Origin of the sequence: Pelosinus fermentans JBW45 (assembly GCF_000271665.2) — a bacterium.
In the GTDB taxonomy this organism is placed as follows: Bacteria; Bacillota; Negativicutes; order DSM-13327; family DSM-13327; genus Pelosinus; species Pelosinus baikalensis.
Genome location: NZ_CP010978.1, coordinates 1,665,199 through 1,685,565, shown reverse-complemented (window position 1 = coordinate 1,685,565; position 20,367 = coordinate 1,665,199). Strand labels below are relative to the sequence as shown.

The 20,367-nt window shown below is 38.9% G+C and carries 19 protein-coding genes; 3 read left to right on the top strand and 16 right to left on the bottom strand.

What is annotated here, in order from left to right; genetic code table 11:
• Nucleotides 1–29: 29 nt before the first annotated feature.
• The 7 genes from iolE to JBW_RS07015 all read right to left on the bottom strand — a co-directional run bounded on the left by iolE (nucleotide 30) and on the right by JBW_RS07015 (nucleotide 8,441).
• On the bottom strand, nucleotides 30–926 hold the full coding sequence (gene iolE, locus JBW_RS07045) for a myo-inosose-2 dehydratase (RefSeq protein WP_007954090.1): 897 nt from the start codon (nucleotides 924–926) through the stop codon (nucleotides 30–32).
• A 118-nt stretch (nucleotides 927–1,044) separates the two neighbouring features.
• Complete coding sequence (locus tag JBW_RS07040; RefSeq protein WP_007954091.1) at nucleotides 1,045–1,833, bottom strand: 5-deoxy-glucuronate isomerase; 789 nt, start codon at nucleotides 1,831–1,833, stop codon at nucleotides 1,045–1,047.
• A gap of 12 nt (nucleotides 1,834–1,845) precedes the next feature.
• Complete coding sequence (gene iolC, locus JBW_RS07035) at nucleotides 1,846–2,862, bottom strand: 5-dehydro-2-deoxygluconokinase (RefSeq protein ID WP_007954092.1); 1,017 nt, start codon at nucleotides 2,860–2,862, stop codon at nucleotides 1,846–1,848.
• A gap of 41 nt (nucleotides 2,863–2,903) precedes the next feature.
• A complete protein-coding gene (locus JBW_RS07030) occupies nucleotides 2,904–4,058 on the bottom strand; it encodes an iron-containing alcohol dehydrogenase (RefSeq protein ID WP_007954094.1) in 1,155 nt (384 codons plus the stop codon).
• A 188-nt stretch (nucleotides 4,059–4,246) separates the two neighbouring features.
• On the bottom strand, nucleotides 4,247–5,818 hold the full coding sequence (locus tag JBW_RS07025) for an acyl CoA:acetate/3-ketoacid CoA transferase (RefSeq protein ID WP_007954096.1): 1,572 nt from the start codon (nucleotides 5,816–5,818) through the stop codon (nucleotides 4,247–4,249).
• 227 nt (nucleotides 5,819–6,045) lie between these two features.
• The gene (locus tag JBW_RS07020; protein ID WP_007954098.1) at nucleotides 6,046–6,891 is read right to left on the bottom strand and encodes a class II fructose-bisphosphate aldolase; all 846 of its coding nucleotides are present in this window, start codon (nucleotides 6,889–6,891) and stop codon (nucleotides 6,046–6,048) included.
• A 32-nt stretch (nucleotides 6,892–6,923) separates the two neighbouring features.
• Complete coding sequence (locus JBW_RS07015; protein ID WP_007954099.1) at nucleotides 6,924–8,441, bottom strand: CoA-acylating methylmalonate-semialdehyde dehydrogenase; 1,518 nt, start codon at nucleotides 8,439–8,441, stop codon at nucleotides 6,924–6,926.
• Between the two features lie 352 nt (nucleotides 8,442–8,793).
• On the opposite strand from JBW_RS07015, the gene JBW_RS07010 reads away from it, so the two are divergent.
• The 3 genes from JBW_RS07010 to JBW_RS25225 all read left to right on the top strand — a co-directional run bounded on the left by JBW_RS07010 (nucleotide 8,794) and on the right by JBW_RS25225 (nucleotide 11,244).
• Nucleotides 8,794–9,549 carry a DeoR/GlpR family DNA-binding transcription regulator gene (locus JBW_RS07010; protein WP_007954100.1) on the top strand — a complete coding sequence of 252 codons (756 nt, stop codon included), beginning with the start codon at nucleotides 8,794–8,796 and terminating at the stop codon, nucleotides 9,547–9,549.
• A gap of 115 nt (nucleotides 9,550–9,664) precedes the next feature.
• A complete protein-coding gene (locus JBW_RS25230) occupies nucleotides 9,665–10,351 on the top strand; it encodes a helix-turn-helix domain-containing protein (RefSeq protein WP_007955602.1) in 687 nt (228 codons plus the stop codon).
• A 20-nt stretch (nucleotides 10,352–10,371) separates the two neighbouring features.
• Nucleotides 10,372–11,244, top strand: a complete 873-nt coding sequence (locus tag JBW_RS25225; RefSeq protein ID WP_200897034.1) for an IS3 family transposase — start codon at nucleotides 10,372–10,374, stop codon at nucleotides 11,242–11,244.
• A gap of 109 nt (nucleotides 11,245–11,353) precedes the next feature.
• Here the strand turns inward: JBW_RS25225 and JBW_RS06995 are convergent, their stop codons facing one another.
• The 9 genes from JBW_RS06995 to JBW_RS06955 form a co-directional block, all read right to left on the bottom strand.
• A complete protein-coding gene (locus tag JBW_RS06995; RefSeq protein WP_007956717.1) occupies nucleotides 11,354–12,523 on the bottom strand; it encodes an ABC transporter substrate-binding protein in 1,170 nt (389 codons plus the stop codon).
• Between the two features lie 312 nt (nucleotides 12,524–12,835).
• Nucleotides 12,836–14,383 carry an L-glutamate gamma-semialdehyde dehydrogenase gene (gene pruA / locus JBW_RS06990; protein WP_007956719.1) on the bottom strand — a complete coding sequence of 516 codons (1,548 nt, stop codon included), beginning with the start codon at nucleotides 14,381–14,383 and terminating at the stop codon, nucleotides 12,836–12,838.
• A 47-nt stretch (nucleotides 14,384–14,430) separates the two neighbouring features.
• On the bottom strand, nucleotides 14,431–15,579 hold the full coding sequence (locus JBW_RS06985; RefSeq protein ID WP_007956724.1) for an NAD(P)/FAD-dependent oxidoreductase: 1,149 nt from the start codon (nucleotides 15,577–15,579) through the stop codon (nucleotides 14,431–14,433).
• A complete protein-coding gene (locus JBW_RS06980) occupies nucleotides 15,572–15,850 on the bottom strand; it encodes a (2Fe-2S)-binding protein (protein WP_007956726.1) in 279 nt (92 codons plus the stop codon). Before JBW_RS06980 ends, JBW_RS06985 begins: the two co-directional genes overlap by 8 nt.
• Nucleotides 15,847–16,290: a 4Fe-4S binding protein gene (locus JBW_RS06975; RefSeq protein WP_007956727.1), complete on the bottom strand. Its 444-nt coding sequence runs from the start codon at nucleotides 16,288–16,290 to the stop codon at nucleotides 15,847–15,849. Before JBW_RS06975 ends, JBW_RS06980 begins: the two co-directional genes overlap by 4 nt.
• Nucleotide 16,291: 1 nt before the next feature.
• Nucleotides 16,292–17,380: an NAD(P)/FAD-dependent oxidoreductase gene (locus JBW_RS06970; protein ID WP_007956730.1), complete on the bottom strand. Its 1,089-nt coding sequence runs from the start codon at nucleotides 17,378–17,380 to the stop codon at nucleotides 16,292–16,294.
• A complete protein-coding gene (locus JBW_RS06965) occupies nucleotides 17,377–17,682 on the bottom strand; it encodes a (2Fe-2S)-binding protein (RefSeq protein ID WP_007956732.1) in 306 nt (101 codons plus the stop codon). Before JBW_RS06965 ends, JBW_RS06970 begins: the two co-directional genes overlap by 4 nt.
• A 306-nt stretch (nucleotides 17,683–17,988) precedes the next feature.
• Complete coding sequence (locus JBW_RS06960; protein WP_007956734.1) at nucleotides 17,989–19,461, bottom strand: sigma-54 interaction domain-containing protein; 1,473 nt, start codon at nucleotides 19,459–19,461, stop codon at nucleotides 17,989–17,991.
• Nucleotides 19,462–19,677: 216 nt separating this feature from the next.
• Nucleotides 19,678–20,322, bottom strand: a complete 645-nt coding sequence (locus tag JBW_RS06955) for an alanyl-tRNA editing protein (RefSeq protein WP_007956735.1) — start codon at nucleotides 20,320–20,322, stop codon at nucleotides 19,678–19,680.
• Nucleotides 20,323–20,367 lie beyond the last annotated feature (45 nt).

The following is a 20,367-nucleotide window of genomic DNA, read 5'->3' as shown; positions in this document are numbered from 1 at the left end:
ATGACGAAATCATCTACCCTATAGATTTTTTAAAACCCTATTTTTTCTTTGATATAGTTTCTAGCCTTTTGCGCATATTCAAAAGCATTTGCTTGTGCCGGATCCTGCTCTGCCTCTACTAACAGCCATCCTTCATACTTATTTTCAGACAAAATCGTAAAGATTGGCCCAAAATCGATGCATCCATCTCCTGGCACTGTAAATGCACCTGCTCTAACCCCTTGAAGGAAACTTAAGTTTTCTTTTCTAACTTTCTCTTGCATTTCTGGACGCACATCTTTTAAATGAACATGTTTAATTCTGTTAACATATTTTTTTAATATCGAAATAAAATCTTCCCCTGAATACGCTAGATGTCCTGAGTCAAATAATAAATACACCAAGTTTTCATCTGTCATATTCATAAGTCGGTCTATTTCTTCCGTAGTCTGAACTACAGTTCCCATATGATGATGATAAACCAATTTCATATCCTTTTCTTTTGCTAAGGCACCTAATTTGTTTAAGCCCTCTGCAAAGTTCTGCCACTCTTTATCATTTAAATTATATTTTCCTGTGAATATCGGAATATCCAGCTTTCCTTGTATACTATGGCCTTGTTCTGATACTACAACGACTTTAGCCCCCATAGCATGTAGAAAATCTCTGTGCCGAATGAATTCTCTTTCTGTTTCTTCATATGGCTTTGTTGTCAAAAAGGCACTAAACCAAGCACTTGCTATTTGTAATCCTCTTAAATTAAGGGCCTTTTTTAAAACATTTACATCTTTGGGATATTTACAACCTACTTCTGAACCAGTAAAACCAGCAAGAGCCATTTCGCTTATACATTGTTCAAAAGTATTTTCTTTCCCCAGATCCGGCATATCATCATTCGTCCAAGCGATGGGTGCGATTCCTAATTTTACTTTTTCCTTGTTAAACATACCCTTCCTCCTACTTCACAATTGATTTGACTTGGCATTCAGATCTTTTCAAGTACTGTATAGTATACCAATACAATGCAAAATATTGCGAATATTGGTTCCATACTATTACTTTTTCTTATTTGTCCGGCCATATTTTCACATTTTTATCTAGTAACCATGTATGCTTTTCATCATCAATTCGATCAGTCCATGGATTATTCTCCAGATGTCTGATCATCCAGCAATAATACATCGCATATCCTGGAGCAGATGTTTGGGGGTGGACTAGACCTCCCGGTATTGCTAAAAAGCTATTATCTTGTATTTTATAAGCATCTTCACCGACTAGACATAAGCCAAATCCCTGTGGTTTATTGAATTTGTAGTAATACACTTCTGGCTGTGGATGATGATGAGGAGGGTAACTCGACCACTTACCTGGATAGGTTATTACTTCGCCCATAACCATATTGGAGTAAGGGGCATTACGATAATCAAATACTGTCCTAACGACTCTTCTAGCAACATCATTCCAAACGCCTTCACCAAAAATATCACTTTGACAGTCAGCAGGACTGTATAGCTTAGCTGCAAAACTATTCTCATTTTCAGTACATTGAACGAGTATTTCACTTGCCTCTAAAAATTCTACAGTAACCTCTGTCTCTTTTGGAACATGTAAACACCAAGGATTTTCGTCAAATACAGATCTTCTTTCGATCACTTCTTCTCTAGCCGACCATTTTATCTTGATCTTCCCATCTAATAGCAAAATAGCAATTTCTTTATGTTGCTGGTAATAGGATTCATGGGAATCTTTATCGAGCTTTACAATGCTGATATCCATTAGCATTTCTTTATTTTTTCCATTGACTTCACATAATAAATTTAAACCATATTTTAACTCACCGATATTGTGAATCATAATGTTATCCTCCTACATTCTTGCTACCATCTCTCCATGTTCCTCTTTGCTCTTTCTTATAAACTCTGTTACTTCCTCAACCGTTGGCATTGCTTCGGAACAACTATGACTAGCTACTAACATAGCAGCTGAAGCACTGCCAAATTCTAAACAGTCAATCATGTCCCAACCTTCCAACAGTCCATAGATAAAGGCTGATGCATAAGCGTCGCCTCCGCCAAAAGACTTAAGAAGTTTAACGGGAAATGGTTTAATATTATATTTTTTTCCATCTGTCGTGTAAGCGGTTGAACCATCTTTTCCATGCTTAATCACGACAATTTTATTTCCATATGCAAGCCATCGTTTCGCAGTCTCTTCATCACTGCTCTCTTTGGTCATCAGTCCTTGCATCAAATCAAACTCTTCTCTTGATCCTATAATTAAATCACTGCTCTTACCAACGATAGAATAATAAATGGCAATCTCATCTTTATTCAGCCATGAATATGCACGATAATCAACATCAAAAATAACCACTGTGTTGTGTTTCTTCGCATATTCCAAAGCCTTTAATACGGCTTCCCTGGAAGGGCTTTTTGCCAATGCAGTTCCGGATACAACGATTGCTTTCACATTTTTTATATACTCTTCATTAATTTCTTCCACTGCTAAACTTAAATCAGCAATGTCATTTCGATACATTAGAATGCTGCTTTCCGTAGGACTCAATATTTCCGTGAAAGTAAGACCTAATGATTCACCATTCTCCGCCTTATAAATTTGTGATGTATCTATTCCTTCTTTATTAAAATAATCAATAATAAATTCGCCAAATCGATCTTTTGACACTTTTCCTACGAATCCTACTTTTTTACCTAATCTAGCTAAACCAACTGCTATATTAGCTGGCGATCCGCCTAGGTACTTTTTAAAAGTTGTACTTTCGGCAAGGGTTCTATTTATATCCACAGGATTAAAATCAATTGCGGCTCTCCCAATAGGTACAATGTCAAACTTTCGGCTATTATCAAATTCAAGATGTTTCATTTTATCCTCCTTTTTTTGCTTTGTATTTATCTTTTATCAATTTATTTCCATAGAGCTTTGTAAATATTTATTATGTCTTCTTTTCCAACGTTTCTTATTGTATTTTGCGGGCTGCCACTCTTTAAGGCATCTTCTGCCATCTTATCTAACTGATCAAAGAATTTTTTCTTATCTACGCCAAACTGTTCCAGCGTGCTAACCTGCAATTGAGCGCATAATTTTTCTACTTCTGTTATAAAGGCTTGCCCGCCTTGCAATTCACTCATATTGTTTTCATAAATTCCCGTTGCTCTTGCTAAATCACAAAATCGTTGCGGACTTCCAGCCAAAGCAAATTTTAAACATTCAGAAAGCAGCATTGCATTTGATAAACCGTGAGGCACATGAAAAAGTGCTCCTATGGGTCTGCTCATTCCATGGACAATTGTTACTGAAGAGTTATTAAAAGCAATACCAGCTTCAAGCGCAGCTATGGACATTTCTTTTCTTGCTTCAATGTCCTTACCATCTTTATAAGCTGTTAACAAATTTTTAAAAACTCTTTTAACTGCTGACACTGCAAAAGTATCTGACATAGGCTGGGATTTCTTAGATGTATATGCTTCTATGGCATGAGTTAAAGCATCAATGCCAGTCGCTGCCGTAACGTTGGGCGGTGAAGTAAGGGTTAACTCTGGATCTACAATCGCTAATGCAGGTAATAATGGTGCTCCTTTTAGCAGCATTTTCACCTCAGTTTGTGTATCTGATATGATGGTGAATTGTGTCGCCTCTGAACCAGTTCCAGCCGTTGTTGGTATGGCAATTAACGTAGGTGGCAGCGTAGTGATTTCTTTTCCCATATAGTCGGCTAATGTTCCTGGATTTGTCAGCATGGCACCAATTGCTTTCATCGTATCAATCGGACTGCCCCCGCCTATAGCGATCAGAAAATCACAATTCGTTTCTTTATACGTTTTAACCCCTTGATAAACCATTTTATCTGTAGGCTCACTATTGATTTCTGCAAACAATTCATATCCGATCTTTTGTTTTTCTAATAAATTGATTAATTTTTGAACATTTCCAATGCTCACCATCATTTTATCAGTAACGATAAGAGCTTTATTTCCAGATTTCTTCAAATAAGAACCAGATTTCTCTAATGCCTCATTCCCCGAAATAATAGTTCCTGGAATTAAAAATACATTCGACATAATCATCATCCTTTTTTACACGTGCATTTTTGTATATTTTGATCATGTTGTGGTTATATTAAGATGTTAATTATTATTTTATAGTTACATTCTAGTATATTTAAAGAGTAATTGCAATATTAAATTATCACTCTTTTTAAAATATTTTAACATTATAAATTTTCAGTAATTAACGTCTCAATAAGAGCTTACTTTGTACATTTTGACAACATCCCACCGAGTCCCATCTTTTCTTCTTTGAAAATCCGAGGGTCCATAGTTTTAAGATCCCGAGCTATAATCGGTTCAAAATCCATATGTGCTAATACATCTTTCTCAAGCTCGACTCCCGGAGCAATTTCAATTAAAACCATACCACCAGGCGTTAGACGAAATACTGCCCGCTCAGTAATGTAGAGAATCGATTGCTTACTTTCCTGAGCATATTTGCCACTAAAAGTAATTTGCTCAACATGATCCAAGAACTTTTTATTTCGTCCTTCTGTAATGATATTTAATTTGCCATCTGCAACTTCGACCTTTAAACCTCCTGCCATAAAGGTACCAAGAAAGATCACTTCTTTTGTATTCTGGGTAATGTTAATAAAACCACCACAGCCAGCTATACAGCCTTTAAACTTACTTACATTAATATTGCCATGCTTATCGGTTTCTGCTAATCCCAGAAAAGCTAAATCCAAACCACCGCCATCATAGAAGTCAAATTGATAAGGCTGATCCAATATCGCTTCCGGGTTACTGGAAGCTCCAAAGTTTAGATTGCCAGCAGGGATCCCGCCTACCGGGCCTGCTTCAACGGTAAGAGTCATCATGTCTCCCAGCCCCTCTTCATTTGCCACGATGGCGACCCCTTCAGGAACACCAATACCAAGATTAACAATTGCATTCGGAATTAATTCCATCGCAGCACGACGGGCAATCACTTTTCGTTCGTCTAGTCGCATTGTACAGTTATCTGACAAAGCCGATACATTCATTTCCCCTGAATAAGCAGGATTATAGATTTCCGAAAATGTCTGCTTATGATTAGCCTGCTCTGCTACTACAATATAGTCGACCACAATCCCTGGAACTTTTACATTCATGGGATGCAGGCTGCCAGACTTAACGATACGTTCTACCTGTACAATGACAATTCCTCCAGAATTTCTGGCAGCTTGGGCAATGGATAATAGTTCTAGTGAGACACACTCCTTTTCAATGGAAATATTCCCATTTTCATCGGCCGTAGTGCCACGAATAAAAGCAACATCGATTGGAAAAGGTTTATACCATAGCCATTCCTCATTGCCTAACTCAATCACTTCTACAAGATCTTGTGTGGTCTTTTTGTTAATTTTTCCACCTTCAATCCTTGGGTCAACAAAAGTATTCAAGCCTACTTTAGTAATAACACCCGGCTTCTTGCCTGCTACATTACGAAACCACTGGGTAAGCGTCCCTTGAGGAAAATTATAAGCCTCAATTTTTTCATCAACGGCTAATTGACTGAGTTTTGGAGCCGTCTTAAAATGTCCGCCAACTACTCTTTTTACCAGATTTTCGTGACCAAAATGATTGGCTCCGCAATCCTTCCCATCCCCTTGCCCCGCACAATACACAAGCGTTAAATTGCGAGGTCTGCCGTCTCTTAGAAATCGTTCTTCCAACGCAGTCGTTAGTGCTTCAGGATTCGCACTACCAACAAAACCACTCGTAGCAATCGTAACAGCATCTTCAATAAGATTAGCCGCTTCTGCCGAAGTAATGATCTTGACCATAACACACCCCTTTTCCTATCGTAATTTTTACACCAAACAAAACGGTTCCTTTTCATATCTCGAAGGGTGCCTTTGCATTTCGTCATTAATTTGGCATATTTAGACTCATAATTACCCATTCTTGATTCATCAACAGCCATTTGAGAAATCTCTTGCGCGCTGATCCATCTTTTACAATTTTCCATACAATAGCATTTGAATGAATCCTTTACTTAAGGTAAGGGTTTTTATGCTTTATTTTGACTGCCGAAAATTAAAATATGGTTTTTAATATTTTCATATGTCGCGTCAAGCACAGTGTCAAGATATTGAAAGAACGTAATATCTTTCGATCCCTTAGACAATTGGTTAACTTTTTGAGCAACATTTTCAAACGATGCTGTAGCAATATTCACTTTCTTGATTTTATGCTGTATGCAATTTTTAAAATCATCAGGAGTAAGCCCTGAACCACCGTGTAAGACCAAAGGACAATCGATAGCCTGAGCAATTTCCTCTAACCGTTTAAACTGCAATTTAGGCTGTTCTTTGTAATGCCCATGAGCTGTTCCGATTGCTACCGCTAAAGCGTCAACTTGCGTTTCGTCATAGAATGTTTTGGCTTCAGCCACAGAAGTAATGAGCACTTCTACACTTTCATAATCTCCTTCACTGCCGCCAACTTTACCGATTTCCGCTTCCACAGAGGCACCATATTCTGCAGCCATTTTCTTTACTTTATTTGTCATTTCAATATTTTTTTCTAAAGGATAAGCGGATCCATCAAACATTACCGAACTAAATCCCAGCTGCAGCGCCTGGGCAATCACGTCCATACTAGCACCATGATCCAGATGCACAACAATGGGAATGGCAGCTTTCTTAGCCGCCTCTACCATCACAGGACCAATAAGATGCAGCGGAGAATACCGCAGCCGCCCTTCTGCTACTTGCAGAATAATGGGAGAATTTAATTCCTCCCCTGCTTTTATAGCCCCCATAACCATTTCCATATTTGCTACATTAAAAGCCCCAATTCCATATTTTCCCTCACCAATTTTTTTCAATGCATTTTCCAATGTAACTAAAGACATAGTTGCCTCCTTTCAAATTCAGCTATTTTCCTTTACTTACGAGTCATGGTACCTTCCCAAGTATCCACTTTGGTATGTTTCTTATCTTCTTCATTAAACCACCGGCTAGTCACGCATTTAGCTTCCGTGAAAAAAGCCACGCCATCTTTGCCCATACAATGCAAGTCACCAAAGAAAGATTTCTTATGTCCTGCAAAGGGGAATACAGAAAGAGGAACAGGAATACCTACATTAATTCCAACCATGCCGCCATGGGTTTTTGCTGCAAATTCTCTTGCATAATAGCCACTCTGGGTAAAAATGCAGGAACCATTGGCAAATGGATTTGCATTCATTACAGCAAGACCTTCTTCAAAATTCTTTACGCGTTTAATACATACAACAGGTCCAAAAATTTCAATATCGCCAATCGTCATTCCTGGTTTTACATGGTCAAAAATAGTTGGTGCCAGAAAGAAACCGTCTTCATAGCCTTTAACAACAATATCTCTGCCGTCTAAGATCAGTTTGGCCCCTTCTTCAACGCCTTTATGAATCCAATTTACAATACTTTGTTTTTGTTCGGCTGATACAACAGGTCCTAAGTCATAGGAAGGGTCATAAGCCGGACCTACTTTAAGCTCTTTAGCAAGCCTTACCAGATGAGCAACGAATTCATCGGCCACTTCTTCTTCCACACAAACCACTGGCAGAGCCATACAGCGTTGTCCTGCGCAGCCAAAACCTGAGTTAATAACTCTTGTAGCAGCCATTTCTAAAGCAGCATCCTTAAGAACTAAAGCATGATTTTTTGCTTCACATAAAGCTTGGACTCTCTTGCCATGAGCTGCCGCAGTGGAATAAATATGAAGACCTACTGAAGTGGAACCAACATAGCAAATACCTGCAACATCCGTATGTTTCAGCAGCGTTTCCGCTTCTTTTCGACTGCAAGTAACCAAGTTGACAACACCCTTAGGCAGTCCTGCCTCAATTAGCAATTCCAACATTCTTACAGCAGTTTGAGGAACATGACTGGCGGCTTTAAGTACAAAGGTATTACCTGTAGCGATGCAGAGAGGAATCATCCAGCCAAAGGGAATCATCGCAGGAAAATTATAGGGCACAATACCAGCAAATACACCTACAGGTTCTCTATACATAACCGTGTCATGCCCATGGGACACATTCATCAACGAATCACCTTGCATCATAACAGGAGCAGAACATGATAGCTCTACCACTTCAATAGCCTTCAAAACATCGCCGCGAGCTTCATTGAGATTTTTGCCTAACTCTGTGGCGACCAATAAGGCTAACTCTTCCAGGTGGGCATCCAAAATGACTTTATACTTAAACATAAGTTGAGCTCTTGCTGATACAGGTGTCGAAGACCAAGCAGGAAATGCAATTTTTGCTGCGCTAACTGCTTGATTGACTTCTTCAACGGTGCAGCATGGTGCCTGGGCAATCACTTTTCCTGTATTCGAATCCGTAATCGGCATATAGGTAGTTGTTACCGACTCTTTCCATTCTCCATTTACGCTATACTTTAATTTTGCTATTGTCATAATCAACATTCTCCTTTTTATATGGAATCATTTATCCCTTTCATCTGATACAAACCTCTGGTTTCTTCGAATTTCTTTCCCATCCCCTCCTTACATTACTTCTATTTGATTATATTATAGCGAACTATTGTTATTTATCGATCAAAATATGTTATATCATTATTATATTTTGGTTATATTATAGTGCATTCTATGACTTTAATGCAAGTCTTAATTTTATAAGAAAATTCAGTTACATATTTGGTTATATTGTGGTATTATGGTAATAGTATTGTGGTTATGTTTAGTCTCATGAAGGCTAATACGGATATAAGCCAATTTGAATATAATAATGTGAAATGGAGTTTATAACGTGAAAGAAGATAGAATCAACGAACTTCAAAACTATATTCTTGAAAAAGAACGAGCATCCATCGAAGAGCTTTGTAGTGTGTTCAATGTTTCCAAAAACACAATGAGAAGAGATATTAATCAACTAGAGTCTCAAGGTAAAATAAAAAAAGTCTATGGCGGCATTATTTTAACAGACAAGAAAACGACTGAGCCTTTTGAATCTAGAGAAGTCAAAAACAGAGATGCAAAATTAATTATCGCAAAGCTTGCCAGTACATTAATTGAAGATGGAGATATCATTTATATCGACTCTGGGACAACTACGATGCACATGATACCCTATTTGTCAGATGTCAAGAACTTAACAATTATCACCAATAATTTACATGTGATATTAAAAGCTCTCCCTTATCAAAACTTAAATGTGATATCTACAGGGGGAACACTATTTAGACGAACGAATTCTTTTGTTGATTCAGGAGCAGTAAGCTCCTTGAAAAAATACAATATCTCTAAAGCCTTTTTAGCCACAACCGGGATCTCAATTGCAAAAGGAATCACAAATTCCTCATCTCTTGAGTACGATATAAAAAAATATATTGTAGAGCACTGCGATAAAAAAATACTATTGGCAGATGATACGAAGCTCGGTAAAGTATCATTAATAACGTACTACGATTTAAAAGACATCCAAGTATTTGTAACCAATCAAAAACCAGATGATGAATATACAGACTTTTTTAGCAGCAACCATATTACATTGATGGCTCCTTAGGGAATTGACTTGCATGAATGGGAATAGAACCAATAAAGAAACTGCCAGGGATAAAATGATATGCTACCCCTATATAGGACACTGAAATATAAAAGTCCTATATGGGGGTATTTCTATGTCTAGAAAAAGTAAGATTGATCCAGTAGAAAAAGTAAAAATTGTTGAACGATACCTGAATGGCAAAATTGGCATTAGACAAGCGGGAAGAATTGCAAACGTAGCCTACCAAAGTGTGCAGAGATGGGTGCGAATATATAAAGCAGAAGGTCCTATCGGATTGCTTAATCAAACCAAGAACCGAAGTTATTCAAAAACGTTAAAGATGAATGCGGTTAATGACTATCTGAGTGGAAAAGGATCACTTGGTGACATTTGTCAAAAGTACGATATTCGTTCTAACAAGCAACTTTGTGATTGGATAAAGGTGTATAATTCTGGTGGAATACTTAAAGAATCCACTGGAGGTACATACATGACAAAAGCAAGAACAACAACTCCTGAAGAACGATTACAGGTAGTCAAGGATTGTTTAATGAATGATAAAAACTATGGAGCAATGGCAAGCAAATACAATTGTTCTTATCAACAGATTCGAAACTGGGTCAAAAAGTATGAAGATATGGGAAGGGCTGGACTTGAAGACAGACGTGGTCACCGTGTTGGTTCGCAGCCAAGTCGTAGTCCAGAAGAAGAGCTACGGGATAAGATTGCAGAGTTGGAACGAATGAACACCGATCTACAAATGGAGAATGATCTGTTAAAAAAAGTCAGGGAACTGGAGAGGAGGGATCACTATCTTTAGTACAGTACCTTACAGCCTATATAGCTATCAAGGAATTATCTTCAACCAAAGGCTATCCAACAAAAAAATTATGTAAATATCTTAAAATCACGCGCTCTGCTTATTATCGTTGGCTCAATCATCCAAAGAGTGATAGTGAAATTAAGAATGAACGTATTTCGGAAGAAATATATACTATCCATAAACAACATCCAGATATGGGATACCGCCGTATTCGTGATGAGCTGGATGTAAATTACAAAATTGTTGTGAACGATAAACGCGTTCTTCGTATTTGCAGAAACAAAGGAATTCAATCCACCATTAAATGGAGACCAAAAAGTTGTACCAGATCTGCTCGAAATCCGGACCACATCGCAAAAAACTATTTAAACCGTGAATTCCACGCTGATATGCCTAATGAAAAATGGCTTACGGATGTTTCTGAATTCAAATATTATATCGGTATTGAAGTTCACAAGATATATCTGAGTGCCATCCTGGATTTATACGACCGCAGAATTGTAGCCTTTAAAATTAGTAATCATAACGATAATCCATTGGTTATGGATACTTTTGATGAAGCTGTTCGTTTGGAACCGGAGGCTCATCCGCTGTTCCACAGCGACCGTGGTTATCAATATACAAGTGCTCAATTCCATATGCGTTTAAAAGATCATCACATGAAGCAAAGTATGTCCAGAGTAGCCCATTGCATTGACAATGGACCAATGGAAGGATTTTGGGGAATTTTGAAACGAGAAATGTATTATGGTCATCGTTTCACTAATAGAGATAATCTAGTGGAGGCTATAACTGATTACATAGATTACTACAATAATCGACGTCTGCAACGCAAGTTAAATGTAATGACACCAATGGCATACCATAATCATTATAGATTGGCAGCATAAAAATATCGCCAACCGTTATCAGGCTGGCGATAGAAAAATTTATTATTTTTTATTGTCCTCTTGACGGGTAGCACACCAAAATCCCTGGCAGTTTCTTTATTGGCTCTTATTAAGGTTTTACAGTTTCTTTATACACTTGTTTACCATTTTTCATTTCAATAATTACAGCGCTTTTTATTGCATCATGGTTATCATTTAGTGTTAAGGAACCAGTTACACCTTGGAAGTCTTTTGTATTGGCAAGTGCTTCACGAATTTTTTCAGAATCCGTGCTGTTAGCCCGTTTAATGGCATCTACTAAAGCATAAGCTGCATCATAACCTAGAACAGCCATTGCATCTGGCACTTGACCATATTCTTTTTGGAAAGCATCAAGGAATGCTTTTGATTTAGGACTGTTATCTTCTACAGAATAGTGATTTGTAAAGTACGTATTATTAAGAGCATCTGGTCCACCGATTTCAGCCAGTTTAGGAGAATCCCAGCCATCGCCGCCAACAAATGGTACGGTGATACCAATTTCACGAGCCTGTTTTATGATCTTTCCTACTTCGCCGTAATAGCCAGGCACATAAATTACATCTGGGTTAGTAGCTTTAATTTTTGTTAACAGTGTTTTGAAATCTTGGTCATTTTGTAAATAAGCTTCTTCGATAGCTATGCTACCGCCGCCCTTAGTAAAAGCATCTTTAAAGAATTTAGATAAGCCTTTGCTATAATCGCTAGAGTTATCAATCATGACAGCAGCATTTTTAGCTTTAAGAGAGTTTAATACGAAATTCGCTCCTACAGTTCCTTGGAAAGGATCAATGAAACATACGCGGAAAGTATAATTTTTAACTTTTCCAGTATTCTCATCCAAGGTTACTTTAGGATTGGTTGTTGCAGCAGCAACAAAAGGAATTTTATTTGCTTCAGCAACGGTTGAACCTGCGATACCGTTAGAGCTGGTAGTAAAACCAGTAACAGCAATTACTTTATCTTGAGAAATAACTTTTGTCATTGCATTAGAGGATTCAGATGGTTCACCTTTGTTATCGGCAACTGCGATTTGGATTTGTTTGCCCAAAACGCCACCATTAGCATTAATTTCTTTAAATGCTAGCTTAGCGCCATTGGCAGCAGCTGTACCAAAGGATGCAGTATTTCCTGTCAATTCATATACAACACCAATTTTAATATCTTTGCTAGCGCTTCCACCACAGCCAGCTACCAATCCAGCAACCAATATGACAACAGTGAATAAAGATAACCATTTAGCATTCATTTTTCTAAACACAATAATCCCCCTTATTAATTATATTATTTCGAAGTTTTCTACACCTTACCGTCTTCCCTACCACCCCCACCAAAATATCGAAAAAGGTGCTTCAAACAGAAGAGAATACTCTCTGTTTAAAGCACCATTGCTTTAATCTTATATTTGTTTTTTATTATACCGTGCGTTCTCCAACTTGACAAGTGTTTTTTTCAAAAAAACATTTTATATTTTTTTGAACATTTATAGTATATTTTCTTTCTTTATTTTGTGAAATTTGTAACGACCTTTTCCTTGCATTACAAATTGCTATAACGGTATATGACCTTTAATTTATAGTTTTTCACAAATTGATTTTGCCTGTAAAAACAATAATAAATAATCAGCACCACCAGCTTTAGAATCGGTACCAGATAAGTTAAAACCGCCAAAAGGATGAACACCGACTAAAGCACCTGTGCACTTACGGTTAAAATATAGATTGCCTACATGAAATTCGCGGCGAGCCTTTTCTAGTTTAGCACGGCTCTTTGAATACACAGCGCCAGTAAGACCATATTCAGTGCCATTGGCAATAGCAAGAGCATGGTCAAAGTCATCAGCAGGAATTACCGCAAGCACGGGTCCAAATATCTCTTCCTGGGAAATACGGGCCTCGGGAGAAATCCCTGAAAATACAGTTGGCTCAATAAAGTAGCCTTGTTCACCAGCCGTAGATCCACCGCACTCTAGTTTCCCTTCTGTTTTGCCAATTTCGATATAGCTTAAAATCTTTTTATAAGAGTTTTCATCAATTACAGGACCAATATTACTTTCAGGGCTGCTGGCATCACCAATCTTAAGAGCCTTCGTCTTTTCGACTACCTTTGCAAGTACTGCATCATATACGTCTCTCACGATAATAGCACGAGAGCAAGCAGAACATTTTTGTCCCTGGAAGCCAAAGGCAGATGCAACAATTCCAGCAGCTGCTTCTTCAAGATCAGCTTCACTGTCTACAACAATAGAATCTTTACCGCCCATTTCAGCTACGACTCTTTTAATCCATTTCTGCCCTGGAGACAAATCAGCAGCTAACTTATTAATGCGAAGTCCGACTTCTTTAGAACCTGTAAAATTGATAAAGCGCACTTGAGCGTGGGATACCAAATAATCGCCAATCGTTCCACCACTGCCTGGAAGATAATTTACAACACCAGCAGGTAAAGAGACTTCTTCCCACAACTGCATAAATTTAGCAGCAATTACAGGCGTTGAGCTTGCAGGCTTCATAATCACCGTATTGCCAGCTACAATAGCTGCTGCTGTCATCCCTGCTAAAATGGCTAAGGGAAAATTCCATGGCGGAATTACAACACCAACACCGAGAGGAATATAGGCACACTCATTTTGTTCTCCAGGATAAGGTGTTACTTCCATGCCTTTTGCATACTTATCCATTTGGCGAGCATAGTATTCCATAAAATCGATTGCTTCTGCAGTATCGGCATCCGCTTCCGCCCATGTTTTTCCTGCCTCTGCCACTAACCAAGCGGAAAACTCAAATTTTCGTCGGCGTAAAACAGCAGAGGCTTTAAACAAATACAAAGATCGTTCTGCGGGGTCTACATACTGCCATGAAGCAAAAGCTTTATTGGCTGCTTGCACCGCTTTTTCAGCTAAATCTATATTGGCCCGAGCAACGGTGCCAACAATGTCAGATGTGTTAGAAGGATTGATCGATGTAATGCGCGCTTCTGTATCGACAGTTTCTCCGCCGATAATGAGTGGATAATGAGCAGCTTTCTCCAACTGTACCGCAGCCAATGCCTTCTCCATAGCAGCCTTGTTTTCTGGAAGACCAAAGTTAGTAAAAGGTTCATTTTTGTATTCTGTAATCATTTTAAATTCCTCACTTTCGTATTTTAAATGTAATGATATATATTGACTTACACAACGGATGGCTCTACAAATAACTCTCCGCGTTCAAACCGCCCAGCATCAAACATTTGGGTAGGAAAGGCCGTGGGTTTTCCCACTATCATCTCTGCCATTAATTGGCCTGTGATAGGCGAAATCATGAAACCATGACCACTAAAGCCTGCAGCAGTGAAGAAACGATTGAGAGCAGGACTGCTGCCTAATATCGGTGTGCGGTCAGGGCACATATCATATAATCCCGCCCATTGCCGAACTACATTTAGACCTGCTAAAGGCGGCAGGATTTCCACAAGTCGCTGCGCCATATCTCGTAAAAACTGCCAACTGGATTTTATATTATAGCTTTCTGGTTCATTTGGATGACCAATTCCCATAATAAAACTGCCATGAGGACTTTGCTGACAATATAAATTATGATAAAAGCTCATCACCATGGGTCCCATAGTAGGCTCCACTGGTTCTGTTACCAAAATTTCATGACGTTCCGGGAATATAGGGAGCTCAACACCAACCATACGTCCAACGGTTTTTGCATACCCTCCTGCCGCATTTACAACCGTATCCGTTTGAATATTGCCCTGATTGGTGCGGACGGAAATAATTTTACCATTCTTCGTTACAATGCCTTGCACTTCCGTATCGGTATAAACCTCAACATTTAAATTTTTTGCAGCTTGTGCATAAGCTTCTGTTACTTTAAAGGGATTACAATGACCATCTTCTGCACAATAGGTAGCGCCAAACATTCCTTTTGTATTCAAAAAAGGGACAATTTCCAAAGATTCCTCTGGCGTCACCCAGCGTGCAGGAATGTTAAGAGAATTTTGCAGTACCAAATTCTTTTTAAACTGCTCTGCCATTTTTTCCGAATAAGCGGGCATTAAATAACCATTTTGGGTAAATTCAATATCTACATCCACATTCAGCAATTCTGGTAAATGGGAGAGCATCTTAACACTTTCACGAGACAAAAGACAATTAGTCTCTGTTCCCCACTGCATTCTCATACCTGCGCCACAGCGACCGGTGGCACCACTGGCTAAGTACTTCTTCTCTAATACGACTACTTTACCTGCACCTAATTTAGCTAAGTTATAGGCAGTGGAACAGCCGATGACACCACCACCAATTACCACAACATCTGCAGTCTTAATCATGCTTATCTCCTCCTAACAAAGAAGCCATCTTAATGGGAGAGGTAGAAGGACGAAACGTAGGCAAAGGAATCTGTGCGACAGGCTTTCCTGTGGCTTTGGCAATTTCATTCACAATAAGAGGAGCACAAGTTCTTCCTTGGCAAGGACCCATTCCAGAGCGGCAAGCTCTTTTTATTTCTTCCAGAGTATGTTTTCCCTGTGCAATCTGTTCTCTAATCTCTCCTAAGGTTATATCTTCACAACGACAGATAATAATATCATTATGATTCATGATCTTCCTCCTTTCTTAAGGCGAATGCTGCGTACCTCCATAGCTAATTCCCGAGGCACAGACAGCCAAATAATATTTGTTTTATTTGGTGATGTTTGTACTCGAATGACTTCTGAAGTGCCAATACATTGACCTTGTCGATTTAAAGCATCGACAACAGTCTTAGCCTCAGGCAAAGGAGAAAATTCATAGGGAATCTTAACTAAGGCCACATCTTTTCCATAAGTATAGTCAACAACAAAAATAGACAACCCAGGGCAGTGAGTCATACACACTCCACAGCCATTGCAAAGTTCTTCATTTAAAGAAGGACAGTCATTAATTTCTTTTACGGTAATGGCACCCCGTGGGCAAGCATCAGCACAAGGATTACAGGGAATTTGCTGCATACATTCAAATAAAGCGATTGGACCTTTCGCGAAACGCTCCTGTGACGGCATTTTATCCAACCTCCTCTAAAACAACTTTGCTAAGTCCCGTACAAATCTTCACACTTGCTGGACCAGAACGCAGGGCACTCAGTTGTGATTTTGCAGTCTGAAACTCTTTGGTAAACGAATCTTTTTTATGTCCTAAAACAGAAGCAACATATAAGCCTGCTAATTTTCCTTCTACCATAGCTGCTGAGGCTTCTTCGACTCCTGAAACATCACCAGCTACATAGATATTTTCGTGGGATGTTTTCATATTGGCATCACGTAATGGTACATAACCGCCTAATTCTGCTGCGAACTTCATTTCACAGCCCGCTTGCCACAACAGTTCTGTCAGGGGACTTAATCCTACTGCCAAACATAGCCCATCTACAGCAATATATTGTTCACTTCCATCAATCGGCTGCCATTGTTCATCTAGTTTAGAAATCGTAACACCTTCCAAACAAGAATCACCATGGGCTGATTGTATCGAATGAGATGTATAAATTGGTACACCATGACGTTGCAGCTTAGCAGCATGAACACGATAACCGCCAACTTGCGGCGCAGCTTCTACAATGCCTGCTACTTTAACACCCGCCTGCAGCAATTGATAAGCCACAATCACACCAATATTACCAGCGCCAATCATGAGTATCCTTTTTGCTGGTATCACTCCGTGAACATTCATTAATGTTTGGACTGCACCTGCACCATAAATACCTGGTAAATCATTATTAGGAAAGGCCATTGTTTTTTCCGAAGCGCCCGTTGCAATAATAATTTTTTTAGGTCTGGCTGTGCAAAAAGCACCTTCATAAGAAATCGTAACTACGCCATCTGGATAGATTCCTAGTACTACAGCATTCTTCCAAATGGTGATACCTGAAATATCCGAACTCTGGTTGATTAATTTTTCAGCTATATCCATTCCACGCTCACCGGCAAATTCTGCCTTCGAGCCAAAAAATTTATGAGTTTGTTTAATTAACTGACCGCCTAAGCGATCCGCCCGTTCAACAAGCAATACCTTTGCGCCAGCCTCTGCAGCATGAATGGCAGCCATTAACCCAGCCGGGCCAGCTCCTATGACTAAGATTTCTGTCGTTATCATACGATCTTCCCCTTCCCTTCTTGGGTCTCAACTACCATGCCAGCGCGAAGAGGTTCAGTACAAACCCGTACATTAGGAATTTTATCTACTGTCATCAAACAAGATGAACAGTTTCCAATGGCACAGAAGAGACCACGAGGACGATGGCGACCATGACTATGACGCAATACCTTTACATCAGCCGCATGTAGTGCAGCAGCAATTGGCTCTCCCGCTATTCCCTCTATCGTTTGACCATTCAATGTGAAGGTCACCATATCTCGTTTTGGAAATGTCAGTATTGGATGGTTGACAATTCTCATAGTTAAACACCTCCTGCCCTATTCCTAATGCAATATTCGTGCCAACTATATATTTTTTATATTATAAATTTAGTAACAGCAGAAAAAACACTACTACAGCTTTTAACCGCAGAGGCGCAGAGAACACAGAGAAAACATAGATAAGGGTTAAAAATCCCACTCTGTGTCCTCTGTGTTAATCATTTTAGCCCATTAATGTAAAAAAAAGTACCGACGTATTCTTTGCGGCACTTTTTTCTGTATCTATTTTAATAAATGACCTTTTATAACAACGTTTTCTATCTACCATTCGACGATAACGTCAGTTTATTGACACTCCAATCCCAGCTTCTGCATTTTGTAATATAAGGTGCTGCGAGGGATACCGAGTTTCTTTGCTGCAGCTGCTTTATTAAAATGGTATTCCGCCAGAACCTTAGCAATCACTTCTTTTTCTAGGCTTAAGGTTTTTTCCAACAAACTGCCTTCCATAGCGCAGGGATCTATACTTTCCATAGGAAAATCCATTTGGCAGAACGTAGCTGGCAGATTATCGATACCCAATTGGTCACTATCAGCCAAAATCACCAGCCGTTCTAATACATTGAATAACTCTCTAATATTGCCAGGCCATGGATATTGAATAAAAGATGCCATGAGTGCGGGATTCACTTTTGAGATTTTTTTATTATGAATTGTGCCATAATGCAAAATACCTTTATGAACTAATTCAGGTATATCATCTAACCTATCACGCAATGAAGGCAGGGACACCGCCACTACATTTAAACGATAATATAGATCTTCTCGAAATTCACCGTTCTTAATCATTTCTTCTAAATTGCGGTGGGTAGCAGCAATAATACGAACATCAATATGAATCGCTTTGTTGCCGCCCACACGATAGAAACTCTTATCCTGTAGAACCCGCAATAGTTTTACCTGCATGTCTTTCGGCATATCTCCCAGCTCATCCAGTAAGAGAGTTCCTCCATTTGCTTGCTCTAATAACCCCACTTTTCCTTTGCGGTCAGCTCCCGTAAATGCTCCAGGCTGATAACCAAACAATTCACTTTCAAATAGATTAGGAGAAATCGCTCCACAGTTTATAGCAATAAAGGGACCGGCAAATTGACTGGCATCATGAATAGCACGGGCAAATAATTCTTTTCCTGTACCGCTTTCCCCACGCAGTAATACTGGAACCGCCGTTGCTGCAACACGTCTGGCAATACTAACCGCTTCGCGAATGGCAGTACTATGACCATAAACCGTCGAAAAGGAATCTGACTGGGAATGAATTTTATCAATTTCTTGCTTAAGGGTTTGTACTTCCTGATGAGTCTGAGATAGTTTTTGATTTAGCTGCACTACTTCTGTAATATCTCGTTCCGCACAAACTCCGCCGATCACCTGGCCAGCTAACTTTACAGGTCTTGCATTAATTAATACATGAGTATCAGGACAAGGAGTGTGGTATTGTTCATGCACGGTGCGTCGTTCTTTCATCACTTTGGTTAACATTAAATTGGAAAAAAAACCTTCGATAGGACGCCCAATAATTTCATCAGCGGCAATTCCGTATAAAAGTTCAGCATGATGATTCCACACTACCACCTTATCTGATTCATCAATAATACATACTGCCTCATTAACTGTATCTAATAGCGCTTCTAGCCTAACCTGCTGCAACTCATATAAGGTTAAAAGCTGCTGAAAACTTTCTATTACTTTTTCTGATTGGTCTGCTTCAAGATAACTGCGAAATTCCTCAATCGGCAAGGGATACTGAGAATTCATAAAAGCATGCCTCCCTTATAATATAATAGCGCTTCCTATCTCTGCATTATGAAGGATAACTATAAACTTTGCTAAACGAAAAAAGACGCCCCATACAGGACTATAATTAGTCCCTGTACAAGCGTCTTTGCTTGTGTCAGTTAATTGACACTTTTTTATTTCATTATAGAGTAAGAAATTGTAATAGGCAATACCTAATTTTTAACTCCTCATAATTTAACATAAATAGATCTCAATTCTTTCTTTATTAGCACCAAGACGTTTTCCTCTTTTTAGCAAGACAGCGCCTATTTCACCCGTATTTTTTATATGAGTCCCTCCACAGGGAACTTTGCCAAAACCATCGATTTTCCAATATCTGATTTCCCGCTCTTCGTCACTAAAACAACTTAGGATAGGAATACTAGAATCAATAATTTCCTCAATCCTTTTTTGAAGCAAGGGAAAAACCTCTGAAATATTCCCATGCCATTCAAAATCTACTCTTGCTTTTTCTGCAGTTATATTAGCACCGATTTTTTTAGGATCATTAAAATTCTGAACCATCAGCTCCAATACAATCTCAGCAGCAAAATGCAGCTTCATAATTTTATATCGTTTCTCCCAATCAATAATCACTTCCACTTGCTGACCCACTTGTAAATCATGATCCGCCTCAATCTCATAAACGATTTCTCTATCAACTTTTTGGGCTGCCATCACTGGATAACCATGGATGGTTCCAGAATCCGATGCCTGACCACCAGAAAAGGCAAATACAATTGTTTTATCAAGAGTTACACGATTACCATCGACACTCATTACCGTTGCAGTACATTGCTTTAAGTAAGGATCTTCCCAAAACAATTTTTTAACAGTCATGCTTTCACCTCATTGGCATATTCTTACTTCATTCAGTTTGTAATG

Bases quoted from the DNA above. Each gene is read 5' to 3' on its own strand.
- JBW_RS07020 (WP_007954098.1), bottom strand. From the start codon at position 6,891: ATGTCTTTAGTTACATTGGAAAATGCATTGAAAAAAATTGGTGAGGGA.
- iolC (WP_007954092.1), bottom strand. From the start codon at position 2,862: ATGAAACATCTTGAATTTGATAATAGCCGAAAGTTTGACATTGTACCT.
- JBW_RS06970 (WP_007956730.1), bottom strand. From the start codon at position 17,380: ATGATAACGACAGAAATCTTAGTCATAGGAGCTGGCCCGGCTGGGTTA.
- iolE (WP_007954090.1), bottom strand. From the start codon at position 926: ATGTTTAACAAGGAAAAAGTAAAATTAGGAATCGCACCCATCGCTTGG.
- JBW_RS07015 (WP_007954099.1), bottom strand. From the start codon at position 8,441: ATGACAATAGCAAAATTAAAGTATAGCGTAAATGGAGAATGGAAAGAG.
- JBW_RS06955 (WP_007956735.1), bottom strand. From the start codon at position 20,322: ATGACTGTTAAAAAATTGTTTTGGGAAGATCCTTACTTAAAGCAATGT.
- JBW_RS07040 (WP_007954091.1), bottom strand. From the start codon at position 1,833: ATGATTCACAATATCGGTGAGTTAAAATATGGTTTAAATTTATTATGT.
- JBW_RS06985 (WP_007956724.1), bottom strand. From the start codon at position 15,579: ATGATTAAGACTGCAGATGTTGTGGTAATTGGTGGTGGTGTCATCGGC.
- JBW_RS25230 (WP_007955602.1), top strand. From the start codon at position 9,665: ATGTCTAGAAAAAGTAAGATTGATCCAGTAGAAAAAGTAAAAATTGTT.
- JBW_RS06975 (WP_007956727.1), bottom strand. From the start codon at position 16,290: ATGCCGTCACAGGAGCGTTTCGCGAAAGGTCCAATCGCTTTATTTGAA.
- JBW_RS06965 (WP_007956732.1), bottom strand. From the start codon at position 17,682: ATGAGAATTGTCAACCATCCAATACTGACATTTCCAAAACGAGATATG.
- JBW_RS06980 (WP_007956726.1), bottom strand. From the start codon at position 15,850: ATGAATCATAATGATATTATTATCTGTCGTTGTGAAGATATAACCTTA.
- JBW_RS07025 (WP_007954096.1), bottom strand. From the start codon at position 5,818: ATGGTCAAGATCATTACTTCGGCAGAAGCGGCTAATCTTATTGAAGAT.
- JBW_RS07030 (WP_007954094.1), bottom strand. From the start codon at position 4,058: ATGTCGAATGTATTTTTAATTCCAGGAACTATTATTTCGGGGAATGAG.
- JBW_RS06960 (WP_007956734.1), bottom strand. From the start codon at position 19,461: ATGAATTCTCAGTATCCCTTGCCGATTGAGGAATTTCGCAGTTATCTT.
- pruA (WP_007956719.1), bottom strand. From the start codon at position 14,383: ATGATTACAGAATACAAAAATGAACCTTTTACTAACTTTGGTCTTCCA.